This window comes from Streptomyces sp. NPDC052299, assembly GCF_040679335.1.
GTDB lineage: Bacteria > Actinomycetota > Actinomycetes > Streptomycetales > Streptomycetaceae > Streptomyces.
Genome location: NZ_JBFAUP010000003.1, coordinates 419,158 through 439,942 on the forward strand (window position 1 = coordinate 419,158; position 20,785 = coordinate 439,942).

Annotated in this window: 16 protein-coding genes and 1 tRNA gene; 3 read left to right on the plus strand and 14 right to left on the minus strand. The window is 67.4% G+C overall.

Annotated elements, in window-relative coordinates:
• Window positions 1-145: 145 nt before the first annotated feature.
• The 13 genes from fusA to AB0L33_RS07595 all read right to left on the minus strand — a co-directional run bounded on the left by fusA (window position 146) and on the right by AB0L33_RS07595 (window position 16,845).
• Complete coding sequence (gene fusA / locus AB0L33_RS07535) at window positions 146-2,275, minus strand: elongation factor G (protein ID WP_365678590.1); 2,130 nt, start codon at window positions 2,273-2,275, stop codon at window positions 146-148.
• Window positions 2,276-2,313: 38 nt separating this feature from the next.
• Window positions 2,314-2,784, minus strand: coding sequence for a 30S ribosomal protein S7 (gene rpsG, locus AB0L33_RS07540; protein WP_073964452.1), 471 nt, complete (start codon window positions 2,782-2,784; stop codon window positions 2,314-2,316).
• 2 nt (window positions 2,785-2,786) lie between these two features.
• Window positions 2,787-3,158 (minus strand): 30S ribosomal protein S12, encoded by a 372-nt coding sequence (gene rpsL, locus AB0L33_RS07545; RefSeq protein WP_003948652.1) that lies wholly within the window; start codon window positions 3,156-3,158, stop codon window positions 2,787-2,789.
• 445 nt (window positions 3,159-3,603) lie between these two features.
• Window positions 3,604-7,503 (minus strand): DNA-directed RNA polymerase subunit beta', encoded by a 3,900-nt coding sequence (locus AB0L33_RS07550; RefSeq protein ID WP_073964459.1) that lies wholly within the window; start codon window positions 7,501-7,503, stop codon window positions 3,604-3,606.
• A 130-nt stretch (window positions 7,504-7,633) separates the two neighbouring features.
• Window positions 7,634-11,119 carry a DNA-directed RNA polymerase subunit beta gene (gene rpoB, locus AB0L33_RS07555; RefSeq protein ID WP_365678592.1) on the minus strand — a complete coding sequence of 1,162 codons (3,486 nt, stop codon included), beginning with the start codon at window positions 11,117-11,119 and terminating at the stop codon, window positions 7,634-7,636.
• A gap of 562 nt (window positions 11,120-11,681) precedes the next feature.
• Entirely contained in the window at window positions 11,682-12,065 is a 384-nt protein-coding gene (rplL, locus tag AB0L33_RS07560; protein WP_164640338.1) for a 50S ribosomal protein L7/L12, read from the minus strand.
• An 84-nt stretch (window positions 12,066-12,149) separates the two neighbouring features.
• Complete coding sequence (gene rplJ / locus AB0L33_RS07565; RefSeq protein WP_018101258.1) at window positions 12,150-12,707, minus strand: 50S ribosomal protein L10; 558 nt, start codon at window positions 12,705-12,707, stop codon at window positions 12,150-12,152.
• Window positions 12,708-13,000: 293 nt separating this feature from the next.
• Window positions 13,001-13,915: a hypothetical protein gene (locus AB0L33_RS07570; RefSeq protein ID WP_365678595.1), complete on the minus strand. Its 915-nt coding sequence runs from the start codon at window positions 13,913-13,915 to the stop codon at window positions 13,001-13,003.
• Window positions 13,916-14,073: 158 nt separating this feature from the next.
• Complete coding sequence (gene rplA / locus AB0L33_RS07575; protein ID WP_073964463.1) at window positions 14,074-14,796, minus strand: 50S ribosomal protein L1; 723 nt, start codon at window positions 14,794-14,796, stop codon at window positions 14,074-14,076.
• An 80-nt stretch (window positions 14,797-14,876) separates the two neighbouring features.
• Window positions 14,877-15,311: a 50S ribosomal protein L11 gene (gene rplK, locus AB0L33_RS07580; protein ID WP_018101261.1), complete on the minus strand. Its 435-nt coding sequence runs from the start codon at window positions 15,309-15,311 to the stop codon at window positions 14,877-14,879.
• Between the two features lie 175 nt (window positions 15,312-15,486).
• Window positions 15,487-16,308: a transcription termination/antitermination protein NusG gene (nusG, locus tag AB0L33_RS07585; protein ID WP_365678597.1), complete on the minus strand. Its 822-nt coding sequence runs from the start codon at window positions 16,306-16,308 to the stop codon at window positions 15,487-15,489.
• 71 nt (window positions 16,309-16,379) lie between these two features.
• Window positions 16,380-16,667, minus strand: coding sequence for a preprotein translocase subunit SecE (gene secE / locus AB0L33_RS07590; protein ID WP_361023506.1), 288 nt, complete (start codon window positions 16,665-16,667; stop codon window positions 16,380-16,382).
• A gap of 105 nt (window positions 16,668-16,772) precedes the next feature.
• Window positions 16,773-16,845, minus strand: a tRNA-Trp gene (locus AB0L33_RS07595).
• Between the two features lie 225 nt (window positions 16,846-17,070).
• Between AB0L33_RS07595 and AB0L33_RS07600 the strand changes: the two genes are divergently transcribed.
• Together AB0L33_RS07600 and AB0L33_RS07605 are read left to right on the plus strand one after the other, a co-directional pair.
• Entirely contained in the window at window positions 17,071-18,297 is a 1,227-nt protein-coding gene (locus AB0L33_RS07600; RefSeq protein ID WP_365678599.1) for a pyridoxal phosphate-dependent aminotransferase, read from the plus strand.
• A gap of 123 nt (window positions 18,298-18,420) precedes the next feature.
• Entirely contained in the window at window positions 18,421-19,443 is a 1,023-nt protein-coding gene (locus AB0L33_RS07605) for an adenosine deaminase (protein WP_365678601.1), read from the plus strand.
• A gap of 3 nt (window positions 19,444-19,446) precedes the next feature.
• Here AB0L33_RS07605 and AB0L33_RS07610 read toward each other — a convergent pair whose 3' ends face one another.
• Window positions 19,447-20,046, minus strand: coding sequence for a helix-turn-helix domain-containing protein (locus tag AB0L33_RS07610; RefSeq protein WP_365678603.1), 600 nt, complete (start codon window positions 20,044-20,046; stop codon window positions 19,447-19,449).
• An 87-nt stretch (window positions 20,047-20,133) separates the two neighbouring features.
• Between AB0L33_RS07610 and AB0L33_RS07615 the strand changes: the two genes are divergently transcribed.
• Entirely contained in the window at window positions 20,134-20,769 is a 636-nt protein-coding gene (locus tag AB0L33_RS07615; protein WP_365678605.1) for an NAD(P)H-binding protein, read from the plus strand.
• Window positions 20,770-20,785: the final 16 nt, after the last annotated feature.

The following is a 20,785-nucleotide window of genomic DNA, read 5'->3' on the forward strand; positions in this document are numbered from 1 at the left end:
AGTGGTTCTGTACGCCTTGCTTCATCGGCGCCAGGTGATCTTTGCTGGGATGCCGGCCCCCGGGGGCATTCTCCGCGAAGTGTGAACTGCGCGACGAATGCCCCACGGGCTCCGGTGACAAGCCTAAAGCGTGAGCTCGGGAGAGTTACTCGCCCTTGGCCTTCGCGATGATCTCCTCGGCGACGTTCCGCGGAACCTCGGCGTAGGAGTCGAACTGCATCGAGTAGCTTGCGCGACCCGAGGTCTTGCTGCGGAGGTCTCCGACGTAGCCGAACATCTCCGAGAGGGGCACGAGGCCCTTCACGACGCGAGCGCCGCTGCGCTCCTCCATGGCCTGGATCTGGCCACGGCGGGAGTTGAGGTCGCCGATGACATCGCCCATGTAGTCCTCGGGCGTGGTGACCTCGACGGCCATCATCGGCTCGAGGAGCACGGGGGACGCCTTGCGGGCACCCTCCTTGAACGCCTGCGAACCGGCGATCTTGAAGGCGAGCTCCGAGGAGTCGACCTCGTGGTAGCCACCGTCGATCAGGGTGACGCGGACGCCCACCATCTCGTAACCGGCCAGGACACCGAACTGCATGGCTTCCTGGGCACCCGCGTCCACCGAGGGGATGTACTCACGGGGGATGCGGCCACCGGTGACCTTGTTGACGAACTCGTACGACGCGTCGCCGCCCTCGAGGGGCTCGATGGCGATCTGCACCTTCGCGAACTGGCCGGTACCACCAGTCTGCTTCTTGTGCGTGTAGTCGATGCGCTCGACGGCCTTGCGGATCGTCTCGCGGTACGCGACCTGCGGCTTGCCGACGTTCGCCTCGACGCGGAACTCGCGCTTCATGCGGTCGACGAGCACCTCGAGGTGAAGCTCGCCCATACCACCGATGATGGTCTGGCCGGTCTCCTCGTCGGAGTGCACCTGGAAGGACGGGTCCTCCTCGGAGAGGCGCTGGATGGCGACACCCAGCTTCTCCTGGTCACCCTTGGACTTGGGCTCGATCGCGACCTGAATGACCGGCGCCGGGAAGTCCATGGACTCCAGGATGACCGGGTTCTTGTCGTCGCACAGCGTCTCACCGGTGGTGGTCTGCTTCAGGCCCATGACGGCGATGATGTCGCCGGCGCCCACCGAGTCGATCTCCTCACGCTTGTTCGCGTGCATGCGGTAGATCTTGCCGATGCGCTCCTTCTTGCCCTTGACGGAGTTCAGCACCGCGGTGCCGGCGTCCAGGCGACCGGAGTAGATCCGGACGAAGGTGAGCTTGCCGAGGTGCGGGTCGCTCGCGATCTTGAACGCCAGAGCCGACAGCGGCTCGTCGTCCGAGGGCTTGCGCTTCACGACGGTCTCGGGGTCCTTGGGGTCGTGGCCCTCGATGGCCTCGACGTCCAGGGGGGAAGGCAGGTAGCGGACGACCGCGTCGAGCAGGGGCTGGACGCCCTTGTTCTTGAACGCCGTGCCACAGAACACCGGGGTGACGGTGGTGGAGTCGGCGCCGCCCTTGGAGGCCAGGGTGATGCGACGGATCGCCTCGTGCAGCTGCTCCTGGGTGGGCTCGGTGCCCTCCAGGTACAGCTCCATCATGGCGTCGTCGTTCTCCGCGACCGCCTCGAGCAGCTTGCCGCGCCACTCCTCGGCCTGCTCCTGCAGCTCCGCCGGGATGTCGAGGATGTTGTACATCTCGCCCTTGGCGGCCTCTTCGGGGTACACGAAGGCCTTCATCGACACGAGGTCGACGACGCCCGTGAAGTCCGCCTCGGCACCGATCGGCAGCTGCATGACGATCGGGGTCGCGCCGAGGCGGTCCACGATCATGCTGACGCAGCGCAGGAAGTCGGCACCGGTGCGGTCGAGCTTGTTGACGAAGCAGATGCGCGGCACGCCGTAGCGGTCCGCCTGACGCCACACGGTCTCGGACTGCGGCTCGACGCCGGCCACACCGTCGAACACGGTGACGGCGCCGTCGAGGACGCGGAGCGAACGCTCCACCTCGACGGTGAAGTCGACGTGACCCGGGGTGTCGATGATGTTGATGGTGTGGTCAACATCGTTGAGCGGCCAGTGGCAGGTCGTCGCGGCGGACGTGATGGTGATGCCGCGCTCCTGCTCCTGCTCCATCCAGTCCATCGTGGCAGCGCCGTCGTGGACCTCACCGATCTTGTACGAAACGCCGGTGTAGAACAGGATCCGCTCAGTGGTGGTCGTCTTGCCCGCGTCGATGTGGGCCATGATCCCAATGTTGCGGACCTTGGCCAGGTCAAGCGAAGTGGTGGCCATAAGGCTCAGTCTTCTCTCGGTCTCGATGGGGGTAGCGACTACCAGCGGTAGTGCGCGAAGGCCTTGTTGGACTCGGCCATCTTGTGGGTGTCCTCACGCTTCTTGACGGCAGCGCCAAGACCGTTCGAGGCGTCGAGCAGCTCGTTCATGAGCCGCTCGGTCATCGTCTTCTCGCGGCGGGCGCGGGAGTAACCCACGACCCAGCGGAGCGCCAGGGTGGCGGCACGACCGGGCTTGACCTCGATCGGCACCTGGTAGGTGGCGCCACCGACACGGCGGGACTTGACCTCGAGCGAGGGCTTGACGTTCTCCAGCGCGCGCTTCAGCGTGATGACCGGGTCGGCGCCGGTCTTCTCACGAAGACCCTCCATGGCGCCGTACACGATCCGCTCGGCGGTGGAACGCTTGCCGTCGAGCAGGATCTTGTTGATCAGCGACGTGACAAGAGGAGAGTTGTAGACCGGGTCGATGATGACCGGGCGCTTCGGGGCGGGGCCCTTACGAGGCATTCTTACTTCTCCTTCTTGGCGCCGTAGCGGCTGCGGGCCTGCTTGCGGTTCTTGACACCCTGGGTGTCGAGCGAGCCGCGGATGATCTTGTAACGAACACCCGGCAGGTCCTTCACACGGCCACCACGCACGAGCACGATGGAGTGCTCCTGCAGGTTGTGTCCCTCACCCGGGATGTAGGCCGTGACCTCGATGCCCGAGGTCAGACGCACACGTGCGACCTTCCGGAGCGCGGAGTTCGGCTTCTTCGGGGTGGTCGTGAACACACGCGTGCAGACGCCGCGGCGCTGGGGCGAACCCTCGAGTGCGGGCGTCTTGTTCTTCTCGACCTTGTCCTGCCGGCCCTTCCGGACCAGCTGCTGGATCGTAGGCACTACTTCTCCGGTTTCTGTGTGCCGTCGGTGAAACTAACCTGGAACGTCGCCGACCCACGCGGTCGGGTGTGTCGAATCCTGCGAGCCCGTACCGGAACGGCATGAGGAGCACGGATCACGGTGGCCGAAGACAGGCTCGCCATGCGGTTGAGGACACGCACACGAACCCAGGCACACCCCAGGCACAAGGTCTGAGCGTACCTACCTCACGGACCTGGGTCAAAACAAATGCTGTCCAGGCCGGACGGCCGGACCTCGCGCCCGGCTTGTCCCGACCCGTACGGATGCCCCACAGCCCTCTGAGGGCGCCTCTGGGGCCGTAACAGCCCCGCGCCAGCCCCCGCAGCCGCGATGTCCGCGGCCCCGCCCTGTGGCGCATCACACGCCGGAGGGCGGCCACCCCACGCATGGGGTGACCGCCCTCCGGACGTATCAAGCGACTCGCTTACTGGTTGTACGGACCGTAGTCGTAGTCCTCCAGCGGAACGGCCTGGCCGGAGCCCGTGCCGAACGGCGAGTAGTCGATGTCGTCGTAGCCGACGGCCGAGTACATCGCGGCCTTGGCCTCCTCGGTCGGCTCGACCCGGATGTTGCGGTAGCGGGACAGGCCCGTACCGGCCGGGATGAGCTTACCGATGATGACGTTCTCCTTGAGGCCGATCAGGGAGTCGGACTTGGCGTTGATCGCCGCGTCCGTCAGGACCCTGGTCGTCTCCTGGAAGGAGGCCGCGGACAGCCACGACTCCGTCGCCAGCGAGGCCTTGGTGATACCCATCAGCTGCGGACGGCCGGAGGCGGGGTGACCGCCCTCGGTGACCACACGACGGTTCTCGGTCTCGAACTTCGAGCGCTCGACGAGCTCGCCCGGCAGCAGCTCCGCGTCGCCGGACTCGATGATCGTCACGCGGCGCAGCATCTGCCGGATGATGATCTCGATGTGCTTGTCGTGGATCGACACACCCTGCGAGTTGTAGACCTTCTGGACCTCGCCGACCAGGTGGACCTGGACCGCGCGCTGGCCGAGGATGCGCAGCACGTCGTGCGGGTTGGTGGCACCCACGGTGAGCTTCTGGCCCACCTCGACGTGGTCGCCCTCGCCCACCAGGAGACGGGCGCGCTTCGAGATCGGGAAGGCGATCTCGTCGCTGCCGTCGTCCGGGGTGACGACGATCTTCTTGGTCTTCTCGGTCTCCTCGATGCGGACACGGCCCGCGGACTCGGAGATCGGGGCGACACCCTTGGGCGTACGCGCCTCGAAGAGCTCGACGACACGCGGCAGACCCTGGGTGATGTCGTCACCGGCCACACCACCGGTGTGGAAGGTACGCATCGTCAGCTGGGTACCGGGCTCACCGATGGACTGGGCGGCGATGATGCCGACCGCCTCACCGATGTCGACCAGCTTGCCGGTGGCGAGCGAGCGCCCGTAGCAGAAGGCACAGGTGCCGACCGCGGACTCACAGGTCAGGACCGAGCGGGTCTTGACCTCCTCGACGCCGGCGCCCACCAGGGCGTCGATCAGGACGTCACCGAGGTCGACGTTGGCAGGCGCGATGACCTTGCCGTCCACCACGACGTCCTCGGCGAGCATGCGGGCGTAGACCGAGGTCTCGACGTCGTCCGTCTTGCGGAGGACACCGTCGGCGCCCTTGACGGCGATCTTCAGCTTGAGGCCGCGGTCGGTGCCGCAGTCCTCCTCGCGAATGATCACGTCCTGCGAGACGTCCACCAGACGACGGGTCAGGTAACCCGAGTCGGCGGTACGCAGGGCGGTGTCCGCCAGACCCTTACGGGCACCGTGCGTGGAGATGAAGTACTCCAGAACGGTGAGGCCCTCACGGAAGGACGCCTTGATGGGACGCGGGATCGTCTCGTTCTTGGCGTTGGACACCAGACCACGCATACCGGCGATCTGACGCATCTGCATCATGTTTCCTCGGGCACCCGAGTCAACCATCATGAAGATGGGGTTCGTCTTGGGGAAGTTCTCGTTCATGGCCTCGGCAACCTCGTTGGTCGCCTTGGTCCAGATCGCGATGAGCTCCTGCGTGCGCTCGTCCTTGGTGATCAGACCGCGCTCGTACTGCTTCTGGACCTTCTCGTCCTGCTCCTCGTAGCCCTTGACGATGGCCTTCTTGGCCTCGGGCACGACGACGTCGGAGATGGCCACGGTGACGCCCGAACGGGTCGCCCAGTGGAAGCCGGCCGCCTTCAGGTTGTCGAGCGTCGCCGCCACGATGACCTTGGGGTAGCGCTCGGCGAGGTCGTTGACGATCTCGGAGAGCTGCTTCTTGCCGACCGAGTAGTCGACGAACGGGTAGTCCTCGGGCAGCAGCTCGTTGAAGAGCGCGCGGCCCAGGCTCGTCCGCAGCCGGAAGGTGTCACCCGGCTGGTACTCGGGCTCGCCCTCCTCGGCGACCGGCGGCACCCAGCCACGCGGCGGGATGGTGCCCACCGGGAAGCGGATGTCGACGGACGACTGGAGCGCCAGCTCGCCGGCGTCGAACGCCATGATCGCCTCGGCCGTGGAGCCGAACGCGCGGCCCTCGCCCTTGGTGTCACGGAGGTCGCCGTCGGTGGTCAGGAAGAACAGACCCAGCACCATGTCCTGGGTCGGCATCGTGACCGGACGGCCGTCGGCCGGCTTCAGGATGTTGTTCGAGGACAGCATCAGGATGCGGGCCTCGGCCTGCGCCTCCGCGGAGAGCGGCAGGTGCACGGCCATCTGGTCACCGTCGAAGTCCGCGTTGAACGCGGTGCAGACGAGCGGGTGGATCTGGATGGCCTTGCCCTCGACCAGCTGCGGCTCGAAGGCCTGGATGCCGAGGCGGTGCAGCGTGGGCGCACGGTTCAGCAGCACCGGGTGCTCGGCGATGACCTCTTCGAGGACGTCGTACACCACGGTGCGGCCGCGCTCGACCATGCGCTTGGCCGACTTGATGTTCTGCGCGTGGTTCAGGTCGACCAGGCGCTTCATCACGAACGGCTTGAACAGCTCCAGCGCCATCGCCTTCGGCAGACCGCACTGGTGCAGCTTGAGCTGCGGGCCGACGACGATCACGGAACGCGCGGAGTAGTCCACGCGCTTACCGAGCAGGTTCTGACGGAAGCGACCCTGCTTGCCCTTCAGCATGTCGCTGAGGGACTTCAGCGGGCGGTTGCCCGGTCCGGTGACCGGACGGCCACGACGACCGTTGTCGAAGAGGGCGTCCACGGCCTCCTGGAGCATGCGCTTCTCGTTGTTCACGATGATCTCGGGCGCGCCGAGGTCGAGAAGCCGCTTCAGGCGGTTGTTGCGGTTGATCACGCGGCGGTACAGGTCGTTCAGGTCGGAGGTCGCGAAGCGGCCACCGTCCAGCTGCACCATCGGACGCAGGTCCGGCGGGATGACCGGCACGCAGTCGAGCACCATGCCCTTGGGCTTGTTGCTGGTCTGCAGGAACGCGGAGACGACCTTGAGGCGCTTGAGCGCACGGGTCTTCTTCTGGCCCTTGCCGGTACGGATGATCTCGCGGAGGCGCTCGGCCTCTTCGTCCAGGTCGAACGACTCCAGGCGCTTCTGCAGCGCGGCGGCGCCCATGCAGCCGTCGAAGTACGTGCCGAAGCGGTCACGCAGCTCGCGGTAGAGCAGCTCGTCGCCCTCCAGGTCCTGGACCTTGAGGTTCTTGAAGCGGCTCCACACCTCGTCGAGGCGGTCGATCTCGCGCTGCGCACGGTCGCGCAGCTGCTTCATCTCGCGCTCGGCACCTTCGCGCACCTTGCGGCGCACGTCGGCCTTGGCGCCCTCGGCCTCCAGCTCGGCCAGGTCGGACTCGAGCTTCTTGGCGCGGTTCTCCAGGTCGGAGTCGCGGCGGTTCTCGATCTGCTGGCGCTCGACGGAGACGTGGGCCTCCAGGGAGGGGAGGTCGCGGGTGCGGCGCTCCTCGTCCACGAACGTGATCATGTACGCGGCGAAGTAGATGACCTTCTCGAGGTCCTTCGGCGCGAGGTCCAGCAGGTAGCCCAGGCGCGACGGGACGCCCTTGAAGTACCAGATGTGGGTGACGGGAGCGGCGAGCTCGATGTGGCCCATGCGCTCACGGCGCACCTTGGCGCGCGTGACCTCGACGCCACAGCGCTCACAGATGATGCCCTTGAAGCGGACACGCTTGTACTTGCCGCAGTAGCACTCCCAGTCCCGGGTCGGACCGAAGATCTTCTCGCAGAAGAGTCCGTCCTTTTCGGGCTTGAGGGTGCGGTAGTTGATGGTCTCCGGCTTCTTGACCTCGCCGTGGGACCAGGTCCGGATGTCGTCCGCGGTGGCAAGGCCGATCCGCAGCTCGTCGAAGAAGTTGACGTCGAGCACTTGTCGTCAATCCCTCTTTCGGGGGTTCGAGCCCCCTCGCGTCACGCGAGTGAATCGGGGCACTTCAGCAATGGTCTGAACGGGTCCGGGGAGAGCCGGCCGGATCACGGAGATCCGGCCGGCCAACCCGTCAGACCTCTTCGACGCTGCTCGGCTCGCGCCGGGACAGGTCGATACCGAGCTCCTCCGCCGCGCGGAAGACGTCCTCGTCCGTGTCGCGCATCTCGATGGACATGCCGTCCGAGGACAGCACCTCCACGTTGAGGCAGAGCGACTGCATTTCCTTGATGAGCACCTTGAAGGACTCGGGAATGCCCGGCTCGGGGATGTTCTCGCCCTTGACGATCGCCTCGTAGACCTTCACACGGCCGGTGACGTCGTCGGACTTGATCGTCAGCAGTTCCTGGAGGGCGTAAGCGGCGCCGTAAGCCTCAAGGGCCCACACCTCCATCTCACCGAATCGCTGCCCACCGAACTGCGCCTTACCACCCAGCGGCTGCTGCGTGATCATGGAGTACGGGCCGGTCGAACGGGCGTGGAGCTTGTCGTCGACCAGGTGGTGCAGCTTGAGGATGTACATGTAGCCGACCGAGACCGGGTCCGGGAACGGCTCGCCGGAGCGGCCGTCGAACAGCTTGGCCTTGCCGGAGGGCTGCACCAGACGCATGCCGTCGCGGTTCGGGATCGTGGCCTCGAAGAGACCGGAGATCTCGTCCTCGCGCGCACCGTCGAAGACGGGCGTGGCGACGTTGGTGCCGGGGGCGACCTGGTCGGCGCCGATGGCCTGCAGGCGCTTGGCCCACTCGTCACCGAGGCCGGAGACGTCCCAGCCGCGGCTGGCGAGCCAGCCGAGGTGGATCTCCAGGACCTGTCCCGGGTTCATTCGGGACGGGACACCCAGCGGGTTGAGGATGATGTCGACCGGGGTGCCGTCCTCCAGGAACGGCATGTCCTCGATCGGCAGGATCTTCGAGATGACGCCCTTGTTGCCGTGGCGGCCGGCGAGCTTGTCACCGTCGGTGATCTTGCGCTTCTGCGCGACGTAGACGCGGACCAGCTGGTTCACGCCCGGCGGCAGCTCGTCGCCCTCTTCGCGGTCGAAGACGCGGACGCCGATGACCTTGCCGATCTCACCGTGCGGCACCTTCAGCGAGGTGTCGCGGACCTCGCGCGCCTTCTCACCGAAGATCGCGCGGAGCAGGCGCTCCTCGGGGGTCAGCTCGGTCTCACCCTTGGGCGTGACCTTGCCGACGAGGATGTCGCCGGCGACGACCTCGGCACCGATGCGGATGATGCCGCGCTCGTCCAGGTCGGCGAGGACCTCCTCGGAGACGTTCGGGATGTCCCGGGTGATCTCCTCGGGGCCGAGCTTGGTGTCACGGGCGTCGACCTCGTGCTCCTCGATGTGGATCGAGGAGAGGACGTCGTCCTGCACGAGGCGCTGCGACAGGATGATCGCGTCCTCGTAGTTGTGACCCTCCCACGGCATGAACGCCACGAGCAGGTTCTTGCCGAGCGCCATCTCACCGAGCTCGGTGGCCGGGCCGTCGGCGAGGACCTGGCCCTCGATGACGCGGTCGCCCTCGGAGACGACGACCTTCTGGTTGACCGAGGTGCCCTGGTTGGAGCGCATGAACTTGGCGATGCGGTACGTGGTGTACGTACCGTCGTCGTTCGTGACGGTGATGTAGTCCGCGGAGACCTCCTGGACCACACCGTCCTTCTCGGCCTTCAGCACGTCACCGGCGTCGGTGGCGCAGCGGTACTCCATGCCGGTGCCGACGAGCGGCGCCTCGCTCTTGATGAGCGGAACGGCCTGGCGCATCATGTTCGCGCCCATGAGGGCACGGTTGGCGTCGTCGTGCTCCAGGAAGGGGATCATCGCGGTCGCGACGGACACCATCTGGCGCGGCGAGACGTCCATGTAGTCGACCTCGCCACCGGGGACGTAGTCGACCTCGCCGCCACGACGGCGGACCAGGACGCGGGGCTCGGTGAAGCGCAGGTCGTCGGAGAGCGTCGCGTTCGCCTGGGCGATGACGAAACGGTCTTCCTCGTCGGCGGTGACGTAGTCGACCTCGTCGGTGACCTGGCCGTCGACGACCTTGCGGTACGGCGTCTCGATGAAGCCGAACGCGTTGACGCGGCCGTACGAGGCGAGCGAACCGATCAGACCGATGTTCGGGCCTTCGGGGGTCTCGATCGGGCACATGCGTCCGTAGTGGGACGGGTGCACGTCTCGGACCTCGAAGCCGGCCCGCTCACGGGAGAGACCACCCGGGCCAAGAGCCGACAGACGGCGCTTGTGGGTGAGACCCGACAGCGGGTTGTTCTGGTCCATGAACTGCGACAGCTGGCTGGTGCCGAAGAACTCCTTGATGGAGGCGACGACCGGCCGGATGTTGATCAGGGTCTGCGGCGTGATCGCCTCGACGTCCTGAGTCGTCATGCGCTCGCGCACGACACGCTCCATACGGGCGAGACCCGTACGGACCTGGTTCTGGATGAGCTCGCCGACGTTGCGCAGGCGGCGGTTGCCGAAGTGGTCGATGTCGTCGGTCTCGACGACGATCGTACGACCGGACTCGCCGACCGTCTCGGTCTCACCGGCGTGCAGCTTGACCAGGTACTTGATGGTCGCGATGACGTCGTCGGTGGTGAGCACGCCGGCGTCCAGCGGCTCGTCCGCGCCGAGCTTCTTGTTCACCTTGTAGCGGCCGACCTTCGCGAGGTCGTAGCGCTTCGGGTTGAAGTAGAGGTTCTCGAGCAGCGTCTGAGCGGCCTCGCGGGTGGGCGGCTCGCCCGGACGGAGCTTGCGGTAGATGTCGAGCAGCGCGTCGTCCTGGCCCTGGGTGTGGTCCTTCTCCAGGGTGGCGCGCATGGACTCGTACTCGCCGAACTCCTCCAGGATCTGCTCGGTGCTCCAGCCGAGCGCCTTCAGGAGGACGGTGACCGACTGCTTGCGCTTGCGGTCGATGCGGACACCGACCATGTCGCGCTTGTCGATCTCCATCTCCAGCCAGGCACCCCGGGAGGGGATGATCTTGGCCGAGAAGATGTCCTTGTCGGACGTCTTGTCGATCGAGGAGTCGAAGTAGACACCCGGCGAGCGGACCAGCTGCGACACCACGACACGCTCGGTGCCGTTGATGACGAAGGTGCCCTTGTTGGTCATGAGCGGGAAGTCGCCCATGAAGACCGTCTGGGACTTGATCTCGCCGGTCTCGTTGTTGGTGAACTCGGCCGTGACGAAGAGCGGGGCGGCGTACGTGAAGTCGCGCTCCTTGCACTCGTCGATCGAGTTCTTCGGGGGCTCGAAGCGGTGGTCGCGGAACGTGAGCGACATCGACCCGGAGAAGTCCTCGATCGGGGAGATCTCCTCGAAGATCTCCTCGAGGCCGGACTTGGTGGGGACGTCTTGTCCACTGTCCAGAGCAGCCTCGACGCGAGCCTTCCAGGCGGCGTTGCCGAGGAGCCAGTCAAAGCTCTCGGTCTGCAGCGCGAGGAGGTTCGGAACCTCGAGGGGCTCCTTGATCTTTGCAAAAGAGATGCGCAGCGGGGCGGTGCTGGCGCCGTTGTTCGTATTCGCGGTCGAGGCGTTGCGCGAGGCGGCCAAGAGGGGGTCCTTCCGAGGGCTCGGACTCACTACGCGCGTACCGGTCCCAAATTGGACATGAGGGCAGAAAATCCCAGGTCAGGGATGCTCGGTCCACGATGCTCAAGATGGGTATGCCCCTGGTGACGGGCAGGAGGCAGCTAACAGGCAGCGCAAAGGGTCAGTGTAGCCAAGTGCCACACTGATGTCCAGTCGGGGTTTTCAGAGACCCACGTTGCTCTCAACAGCTCTTCTCAACACCTATGTCCAGCCCTGCGCGGGGTGCGCCCTTCTTTACTGCCCGCTCCGCCGTCGATCCATGCCTCGGATTCGGATCGATTCGGCGACGCGCCTTGAGAATTGCGCGCCGCGTGCGGTTCGTCAAGGGCCCCCTCGGCCCCGGCCGCCCTCGGACCCCGCGAGAGGCGCACGGCGAAGATCACCATACTCGTCAACGCGGGAAGGGCAAGGCACCTGCCTCCGGTACGCCGAAAGGCGACCACCCGGACGGGTGATCGCCTTTCGCGATGTGACTCCGCGCCTCACGGCACGGTGGTCCTGAGGAGTCGGAAGACTCCTCGGGTCACTTGACCTCGACGGAGGCGCCGGCGCCCTTGAGGGACTCGGCAGCCTTGTCCGCGGCGTCCTTCGCGACCTTCTCGAGGACGGGCTTCGGGGCGCCGTCGACGAGGTCCTTGGCCTCCTTCAGGCCGAGGGAGGTCAGCTCGCGCACGACCTTGATGACCTGGATCTTCTTGTCACCGGCGGCGGTGAGAATGACGTCGAACTCGTCCTTCTCGTCCTCGACCGGGGCGGCCGGGCCGGCCTGGCCCGGGCCCGCGACGGCGACGGCCGCGGCGGCGGTGACGTCGAACTTCTCCTCGAAGGCCTTCACGAACTCGGCGAGCTCGATGAGGGTGAGCTCCTCGAACTGAGCGAGCAGGTCTTCCTGGGACAGCTTCGCCATGACAGGCGTCCTTCCACTATTCGGCAGGTGCCGGATGTATGTGTCGGCGGGCGTACACGGTGCCCGCTGGACCGCTGAGCGTGATTACTCGGCGGCCTCGGCGGGAGCCGGCGTACCGGCACCGCCCTGCTCCTCCAGCTTGACGCGAAGCGCTTCCGCGGTGCGGACGAACTTCGACGGCAGCGCCTGGAAGAGCTGCGCAGCCTGAGTCTGCTTGCCCTTCATGGCACCGGCCAGCTTGGCGAGCAGAACCTCGCGGGACTCGAGGTCCGCGAGCTGCTTGATGTCATCGGCGGACAGCGCCTTGCCGTCAAGGACACCGCCCTTGATGATCAGGTTCGGGTTGTCCTTGGCGAAGTCACGAAGACCCTTCGCCGACTCCACCGGGTCACCGGTGACGAAGGCAACCGCCGTCGGACCTGCGAACAGGTCGTCCAGCGTGTCGATCCCGGCCTCGTTGGCCGCAATCTTGGTCAGCGTGTTCTTCACCACGGCGTACTGGGCGTTCTCACCGAGCGAACGGCGCAGCTGCTTGAGCTGAGCCACGGTGAGACCCCGGTACTCGGTCAGCACGGCGGCGTTCGAGCTGCGGAACTGGTCCGCGAGCTCGGCTACCGCAGCAGCCTTGTCGGGCCTAGCCATAGCGTCGGCCTCCTTCCGGGTGATGAGGACCGCTCGAAAGGGACCGGAAAGACGAAACGCCCCGGCGCAGGCGCCAGGGCGTAGCTCGACCGGAACGAAGTCCGGGAGCTCTCCACAGTCACCTGCGCAGGTCGTCCGCATCAACGGAGCCTTCGGTTGCCCGAACCCGGATGGATTCAGAACAACGACCAGCGGTCTTTGGCTTCCAAAGGAGAGTACGCGACTCGGGTCGCGCCGGGCAAATCCGTCCCGCTTCGGGTGGTGCCGGGAGGTTTGAACTCACCGGAACCGGGTCAGGACGCGGCTCCCTGCTGCTGCTTCATCAGCTCCGTGAAGTCGACGGTCTGGGCGGCCGGCGGGGCCTCGACGGACACCTTCACGCCGTAGTCGCTGTAGTACACCGTGGAGTTGAGCTCGCCGGTCTGCATGTCGCCGCGCTCGGTCTTCTTCACCAGCAGGTCGTTCTCGTCCACCCAGATGTCGATCTTCTCGGTGGTGATCCCGGACGCGGCCAGCTGCTCCTTGAGCTGCGCGGTCTCCTCGGCGTCCAGCTTGCTGTTCTTGGCGGTCAGCTCGGCGACGTCGACCGTGCCCGAGTAGTGCGTGGCGCTGACGCCGCGCACGTCCTCCTGGCCGACCTTCTTCACGTCGCCGGAGGCCAGCAGGGACTTCACCCCCTGCTCCGGGGTGCTGTTCTGCATCTGGTCCTTCATCGCGGCGCCCGCGGCGCCGGAGAGCTTGGCCATGTCGTCGTAGCTGTAGCTGATCCAGCGCTTGCCGCCGGTCTGCTGGGCCATGGCGTCGCCCATGTCCACCACGTACCCGTCCTTGAGGTAACGGGCCTCCATCGAGCCGTCGCTGCCGAGCTGCTTCATGCTGTCGGCCATCGCGCCGCCGGTGGAGGTGATCTTCAGCGTGCCGGTGATGCCGTCGGACCAGTCGATGGCGCCCTGCTGCTTGGCGGACATCGCGCTGCCCATGGTCGTCGTGCCGTCGATCCGGGCCGAGTGCGCCTGGCCGGTCTTCTTCTGTACGGCGACCAGCGCCGCGATCGGGTCGACCTTGACCACGGAACCGCCGCGGCTCTCGGTCCTTCCCGAGCCCTTGCCCGTGCCCCCGTCGTCCGATCCGCCACAGGCCGCGACCGAGGTCAGGGCCGCCGCCACAGCGACGGACAGACCCACGCGCCGTACGGTATTGGTCAACATCTGAGATTCCACCCCTCGTCCGACTCTCGGTCACCCACGCTAACGCAGGGCTCCGACAGTCATGTCCACGTACGAATGAGGACGAGCCCCGCACCTCGAAAGGTTGCGGGGCCCGTCCCATGTCACACGTGACGCGACGGTCGTACGAGCGCGGAGGCTCAGACGGCGGCCGGGTCCTCCTCGACGAGGAGGTTACGGGTGCGGTTGGGGTCCAGCGGGATGCCGGGGCCCATCGTGGTCGCCAGGGCGGCCTTCTTGATGTAACGGCCCTTCGCCGCGGACGGCTTCAGACGGAGGACCTCCTCCAGCGCCGCTGCGTAGTTCTCCACCAGCTTGGTGTCGTCGAAGGACACCTTGCCGATGATGAAGTGCAGGTTGGAGTGCTTGTCGACGCGGAACTCGATCTTGCCGCCCTTGATGTCGTTGACAGCCTTCGCGACATCGGGGGTGACCGTACCGGTCTTCGGGTTCGGCATCAGACCACGCGGACCGAGCACGCGGCCGAGGCGGCCGACCTTGCCCATGAGGTCCGGGGTCGCGACGACGGCGTCGAAGTCCAGACGGCCCTTCGCCACCTCGTCGATGAGCTCGTCGGAGCCGACGATGTCGGCGCCGGCGGCTTCCGCGGCCGCAGCACGGTCACCGGTCGCGAAGACCAGGACCCGGGCGGTCTTGCCGGTGCCGTGCGGGAGGTTCACGGTGCCGCGGACCATCTGGTCGGCCTTGCGCGGGTCAACACCCAGGCGGAAGGCGACCTCGACGGTGCCGTCGAACTTCGTGGTGGCGGTGTCCTTGGCGAGACGGACGGCCTCGAGCGGGGCGTACAGGCGCTCCCGGTCGATCTTGGCGTCCGCAGCGCGGAGGTTCTTGCTGCGCTTCACTTCTACTCCTGATGGTTTTCAGAGTGTGGAGTCGTGGTGCGGACCAGCGCCGGTCCTACCACTGAGGGCGTGGGGCTGAATCAGCCTTCGACCGTGATGCCCATGGAACGGGCGGTGCCAGCGATGATCTTCGACGCGGCGTCGAGGTCGTTGGCGTTCAGGTCGGGGAGCTTCGTCGTGGCGATCTCGCGGACCTGGGCAGCCGTCAGCTTGGCGACCTTGGTCTTGTGCGGCTCGCCGGAGCCCTTCTCCACACCCGCGGCCTTGAGGATCAGCTTGGCGGCCGGCGGAGTCTTCGTGATGAAGGTGAAGGAGCGGTCCTCGTAGACCGTGATCTCCACCGGCACGACCATGCCACGCTGCGACTCGGTCGCGGCGTTGTAGGCCTTGCAGAACTCCATGATGTTGACGCCGTGCTGACCCAGTGCGGGGCCGACCGGCGGGGCCGGGTTGGCCGCACCGGCGTTGATCTGGAGCTTGATAAGCCCCGTGACCTTCTTCTTCTTGGGAGGCATGTGCTCTCTCCGGGTCCTAGTGAGAGTTTTCGCCGTCATCCGGTCATCCGGATGCAGGCATACCGCACAACGATAACGGGTATAGCCGTGCGTCCAAAAACCAAGCAGGTCAGACCGGCTGCGAGAGCCTGTCTGACCTGCTCGGTAGGCATGTGTCCAGAAGCGGGCGGAAAGCTCAGTTCTTCTGGATCTGGTCGAAGCTCAGCTCGACCGGGGTCTCGCGGCCGAAGATCTCGACGAGGCCCTTGACCTTCTTCGAGTCGGCGTTGATCTCGTTGATCGTCGCCTGCAGCGTCGCGAACGGGCCGTCGGTGACGGTGACCGAGTCGCCGACCTCGAAGTCCAGCACCTGGACCTCGACCTTGCGGGCCGGAGCCGGCTTGCCCTCGGCCTCGGCGGCCTCACGGGCGGCCTTCTCCTCGGCCTCCGGAGCGAGCATCTTGACGATCTCGTCCAGCGTCAGCGGGTACGGGTCGTAGGCGTTGCCCACGAAGCCGGTGACACCGGGGGTGTTGCGGACGACGCCCCAGGACTCGTTCGTCAGGTCCATGCGCACCAGGACGTAACCCGGGAGCTTGTTCTGACGGACGTTCTTGCGCTCGCCGTTCTTGATCTGGACGATTTCCTCCTCAGGCACCTCGGCCTGATAGATGAACTCCTCCACGTTCAGCGAGACGGCGCGCTGCTCCAGGTTGGCCTTCACACGCTTCTCGTAACCGGCGTACGTGTGGATGACGTACCACTCGCCCGGCAGCCCGCGGAGCTCCTCGCGCAGGGCCGTGACGGGGTCGACGGGCTCGGCCGGCTCGGCCTCCTCCTCGTCGGCCGCGTCCGCGGTCTCCTCGGCGGTGTCCTCGGACGCCTCGTCGGCGTCGGCGGCTTCGGCCCGGTCCGACTCCTCGGCGTCCGCCGCCTCGACGATGTCGAGCTCGTCCTCGGCGGACTCGAAGGCGCCCGCCGTCGGCTCGACGGCGTCGTTCAGGTTCGGGTCAGACACGGTGGCTTCTTCCTGGATACATATGGGTGGAACATGCGAAAGGGGCGCCCATCAGGCGCCCTTCGCGTGGATCAGCCGAAGACGTACTTGACGACCCGCGCGAAACCGAAGTCAATCACGGTTACGAGGCCGATCATGACGACGACGAACGCAATCACCACAGTGGTGTACGTCGTCAGCTGGTTTCGCGTCGGCCAGACGACCTTGCGGAGCTCCGCGACGATCTGGCGGTAGAAGAGCGCGAGACGGCCCAGAGGGCCCTTCTTGCCGCGCTTGCCGCCCTTCCGAGTCTTCTTCTTCGACTCGGGGGCCTCGTCCTCGGCATCAGGCTTGTCGATGGAGCCCACGGCGTCCGTCACGCTTCTCACCTGATTCCGGGTCGTGGCCGTGCCGCGCCCGGTGGAGCCGCACGGCGGTGCATTGAAGTACGTACATGCGCACACTCCTGGCGAAGGAGTGTGTAGCAGGGCCGGAGGGACTTGAACCCCCAACCGCTGGTTTTGGAGACCAGTGCTCTACCAATTGAGCTACGACCCTTTGTGGATTCCACCAACCTACCGCATGTCCCCGGCTGAGCCGAGTGCAGGAACGGTGCGGCTGGTGAAGGCCAACGACAGGAGAGTGTACGTGCTCAGCGGCCCCGCGTCGAACAGAAAGCTGCTGATCGCTCCTGGTCGCTTCGTGTCCGCATGCTGTCCGAGTGCTGTCCGGTCCCTGAAACCCCCGTGCCGACGCGGAAAACGGTCTGCGAGCATGGGGGCCATGAGCGCTGCTACTTCTCCGTCCGAGAGCCGGGTATCCGCCCGCATCGGTGCCATCTCCGAGTCCGCCACCCTCGCCGTCGACGCCAAGGCCAAGGCCCTCAAGGCCGCCGGCCGCCCGGTGATCGGCTTCGGTGCCGGTGAGCCCGACTTCCCGACCCCCGGCTACATCGTGGACGCCGCCGTGGAGGCGTGCCGTACCCCGAAGTACCACCGCTACACCCCGGCGGGCGGGCTCCCCGAGCTCAAGGCCGCCATCGCGGAGAAGACGCTGCGCGACTCCGGTTACGAGGTCGACGCGTCCCAGATCCTGGTGACCAACGGCGGCAAGCAGGCGATCTACGAGGCGTTCGCCGCGATCCTCGACCCGGGCGACGAGGTCATCGTCCCGGCCCCGTACTGGACCACCTACCCCGAGTCGATCCGGCTGGCCGGCGGCGTCCCGGTGGAGGTCGTGGCCGACGAGACCACCGGCTACCGGGTCTCCGTGGAACAGCTGGAGGCGGCCCGCACCGAGCGCACGAAGGTCGTCCTGTTCGTCTCCCCGTCGAACCCGACCGGCGCGGTCTACAGCGAGGCCGACACCGAGGCGATCGGCCGCTGGGCCGTCGAGCACGGCCTGTGGGTGCTGACCGACGAGATCTACGAGCACCTGGTCTACGGCGACGCGAAGTTCACCTCGATGCCGGCGGTCGTGCCGGAGCTGCGCGACAAGTGCATCGTGGTCAACGGCGTCGCCAAGACGTACGCGATGACCGGCTGGCGCGTCGGGTGGATCATCGGCCCCAAGGACGTCGTGAAGGCCGCGACCAACCTGCAGTCGCACGCCACGTCCAACGTCGCCAACGTCTCGCAGGCCGCCGCGCTGGCCGCCGTCTCCGGGGACCTCGAGGCGGTCGCCGAGATGCGCACCGCCTTCGACCGGCGCCGCCGGACCATCGTGCGGATGCTCAACGACATCGACGGCGTGTTCTGCCCGGAGCCCGAGGGCGCGTTCTACGCGTACCCGTCGGTCAAGGAGCTGCTCGGCAAGGAGATCCGCGGCAAGCGCCCGCAGACCTCGGTCGAGCTGGCCGCGCTGATCCTGGACGAGGCCGAGGTGGCGGTCGTCCCGGGCGAGGCGTTCGGCACGCCGGGCTACCTGCGCCTGTCGTACGCGCTGGGCGACGACGACCTGGTGGAGGGCGTCTCGCGGCTCCAGAAGCTGCTGGGCGAGGCGAAGGCGTAATCCCGCCCCCTTCCCGTAAAAGCGGCCCCCGATGTCCGAACCGGGGGTCGCTTTCGCGTTCGAGGGGCACCCGATGGGGAAAGCGGCTACCGCGCCGCCCCCTCCGTGCGGCAGGATCTTGCAATGGAACGTGATGTACGGCTGTTGCCCAAGGCCCACCTGCACCTGCACTTCACCGGGTCGATGCGGCCCACGACGCTGCTGGAGCTCGCCGACAAGTACGGGGTGCGGCTGCCCGAGGCCCTGACCGGCGGCGAGCCGCCCAAGCTGCGCGCCACGGACGAGCGGGGCTGGTTCCGCTTCCAGCGGCTGTACGACATCGCGCGGTCCTGCCTGCGGGCCCCCGAGGACATCCAGCGGCTGGTGCGCGAGGCCGCCCAGGAGGACGTGGCGGACGGCTCCGGCTGGCTGGAGATCCAGGTCGACCCCACCTCCTACGCACCCCTGCTCGGCGGGCTGATTCCGGCGATCGAGATCATCCTGGACGCCGTGGACGCGGCCTCGCGCGAGACCGGGCTGCCGATCCGGGTGGTCATCGCGGCGAACCGGATGAAGCACCCCCTGGACGCGCGGACCCTCGCGCGGCTCGCCGTGCGGTACGCGGACCGGGGCGTCGTCGGCTTCGGCCTCTCCAACGACGAACGGCGCGGGATGGCCCGCGACTTCGACCGGGCGTTCGCCATCGCCCGGGAAGGCGGTCTGCTGGCCGCTCCGCACGGCGGCGAGCTGTCGGGCCCGTCGAGCGTCCGGGACTGCCTGGACGACCTCGACGCGGCCCGGGTGGGGCACGGCGTGCGCGCCGCCGAGGACCCCCGGCTGCTGCGACGGCTCGCGGAGTCGGGGATCACCTGCGAGGTGTGCCCCGCGTCCAATGTGGCGCTCGGCGTCTACGAGAAGCCCGCCGATGTCCCCCTGCGCACTCTGTTCGAGGCGGGGGTGCCGATGGCCCTGGGCGCGGACGACCCGCTGCTCTTCGGCTCACGGCTGGCCGCGCAGTACGACCTGGTGCGCCGCCACCACGCGTTCACCGACGAGGAGCTGGCCGAGCTGGCGCGCCAGTCGGTGCGCGGTTCGACGGCTCCGGAGCCGGTGCGGGCCGAGCTGCTGGCGGGGGTCGACGCGTGGCTCGCGGGGCCGGTGGGCTGAGCTTCAGCCGGCGAGCCCGGTGAGCAGGGTGCGGGCCAGGGACGCGGCGAAGTCGTCCAGCGGCTGGGGCGGCTCGCCGGTGACCGTGGCGTCATAGGCGAACGCCCGCTGGGCGCAGGCGCCGAGGAGCAGTGAGGCGGCCGCGTAGGTGTCGGCGTCGGGCCGGACGCGGCCGGCGGTCTGTTCGGCCCGCAGATACGTGTCGACGCCGCGGATGGGCAGGTGGGGGCCGGTGCCGAGCTCGCGCATGGCCGCGTCGTGGCGCTCCTTGAGCCTCGGCTCGGCGTAGAGGGAGGCGGCGATCGGGAAGCTCTGCTCGTAGAACAGGGCGGCCTGGCGGGCGATGTCGGTGAGGTTCTCCTCGACCGACCGCTCCCCCGCGCCCGGATCGGCGATGAGTTGGCGCAGGTCGACCTTGGGCAGCCGTTCCTGGAGGACCACCACGAACAGCTCCTCCTTGCTGAGGAAGTTCTTGTAGAGCGCGGCCTCCGAGCAGCCGGCCGCCCTGGCGATCTCCTTGGTGGTGGTCCGGGCCAGGCCCTTGGTGAGCATGAGCTCGTGGGCGGCGTCGACGAGTCGGACGCGTGCCGGTTTCTGCTCCATGAGCACTCCGATAAGGCTTGACGGGTGAGTGATTACCCACCCACTCTAGAGGTGAGTGAACACTTACCCACCTCGAAGGGGTGTGCCATGAAGCTCACGGTTTTTGGTGCGACCGGCGGTATCGGCCAGGAGATCGTCCGCCAGGCGGTGGCGGCGGGGCACGAGGTGACGGCGGTGGTCCGCGATCCCGCCCGGCTCGCGGTCCCGCTCCCGGACGTCACGGTGCACACCGCCGCCCGGGTGGACGACCCCGAGGCACTGCGGGAGGCGGTGGCGGGCCGGGACGCGGTCCTCTCCGGCCTCGGGTCCAGGGGCCGGAAGGCCGACGGGATCGCCGAACGGCTGACCCGTGCCGTGCTGGCGGCCATGGAGGCGGAGGGCACGCGGCGGCTGCTGGTGGTCAGCGCCGCCCCGGTCGCCCCCACGCCCGCCGACGAGCCGCTGCTCGACCGGATGATGCTCTCGATGATCGGCGCGGTCCTCAAGGAGGTGTACGCGGACCTCACCGCGATGGAGGCGGCGCTGGCGGCCTCGGCCACGGACTGGACGTCGGTCCGGCCGCCCAAGCTGACGAACGGGCCCCTGACGGGCACGTACCGCACGGTCGTCGGCGGCAACCCGCGCAGCGGCCGTTCCATCTCCCGGGCCGACGTGGCCCACGCGATGCTGGCGCTGATCAATGACCCGGCGACGGTGAAGCAGGGCGTGGGCGTGGCCTACTGAAGGCCGGGACCGCGCG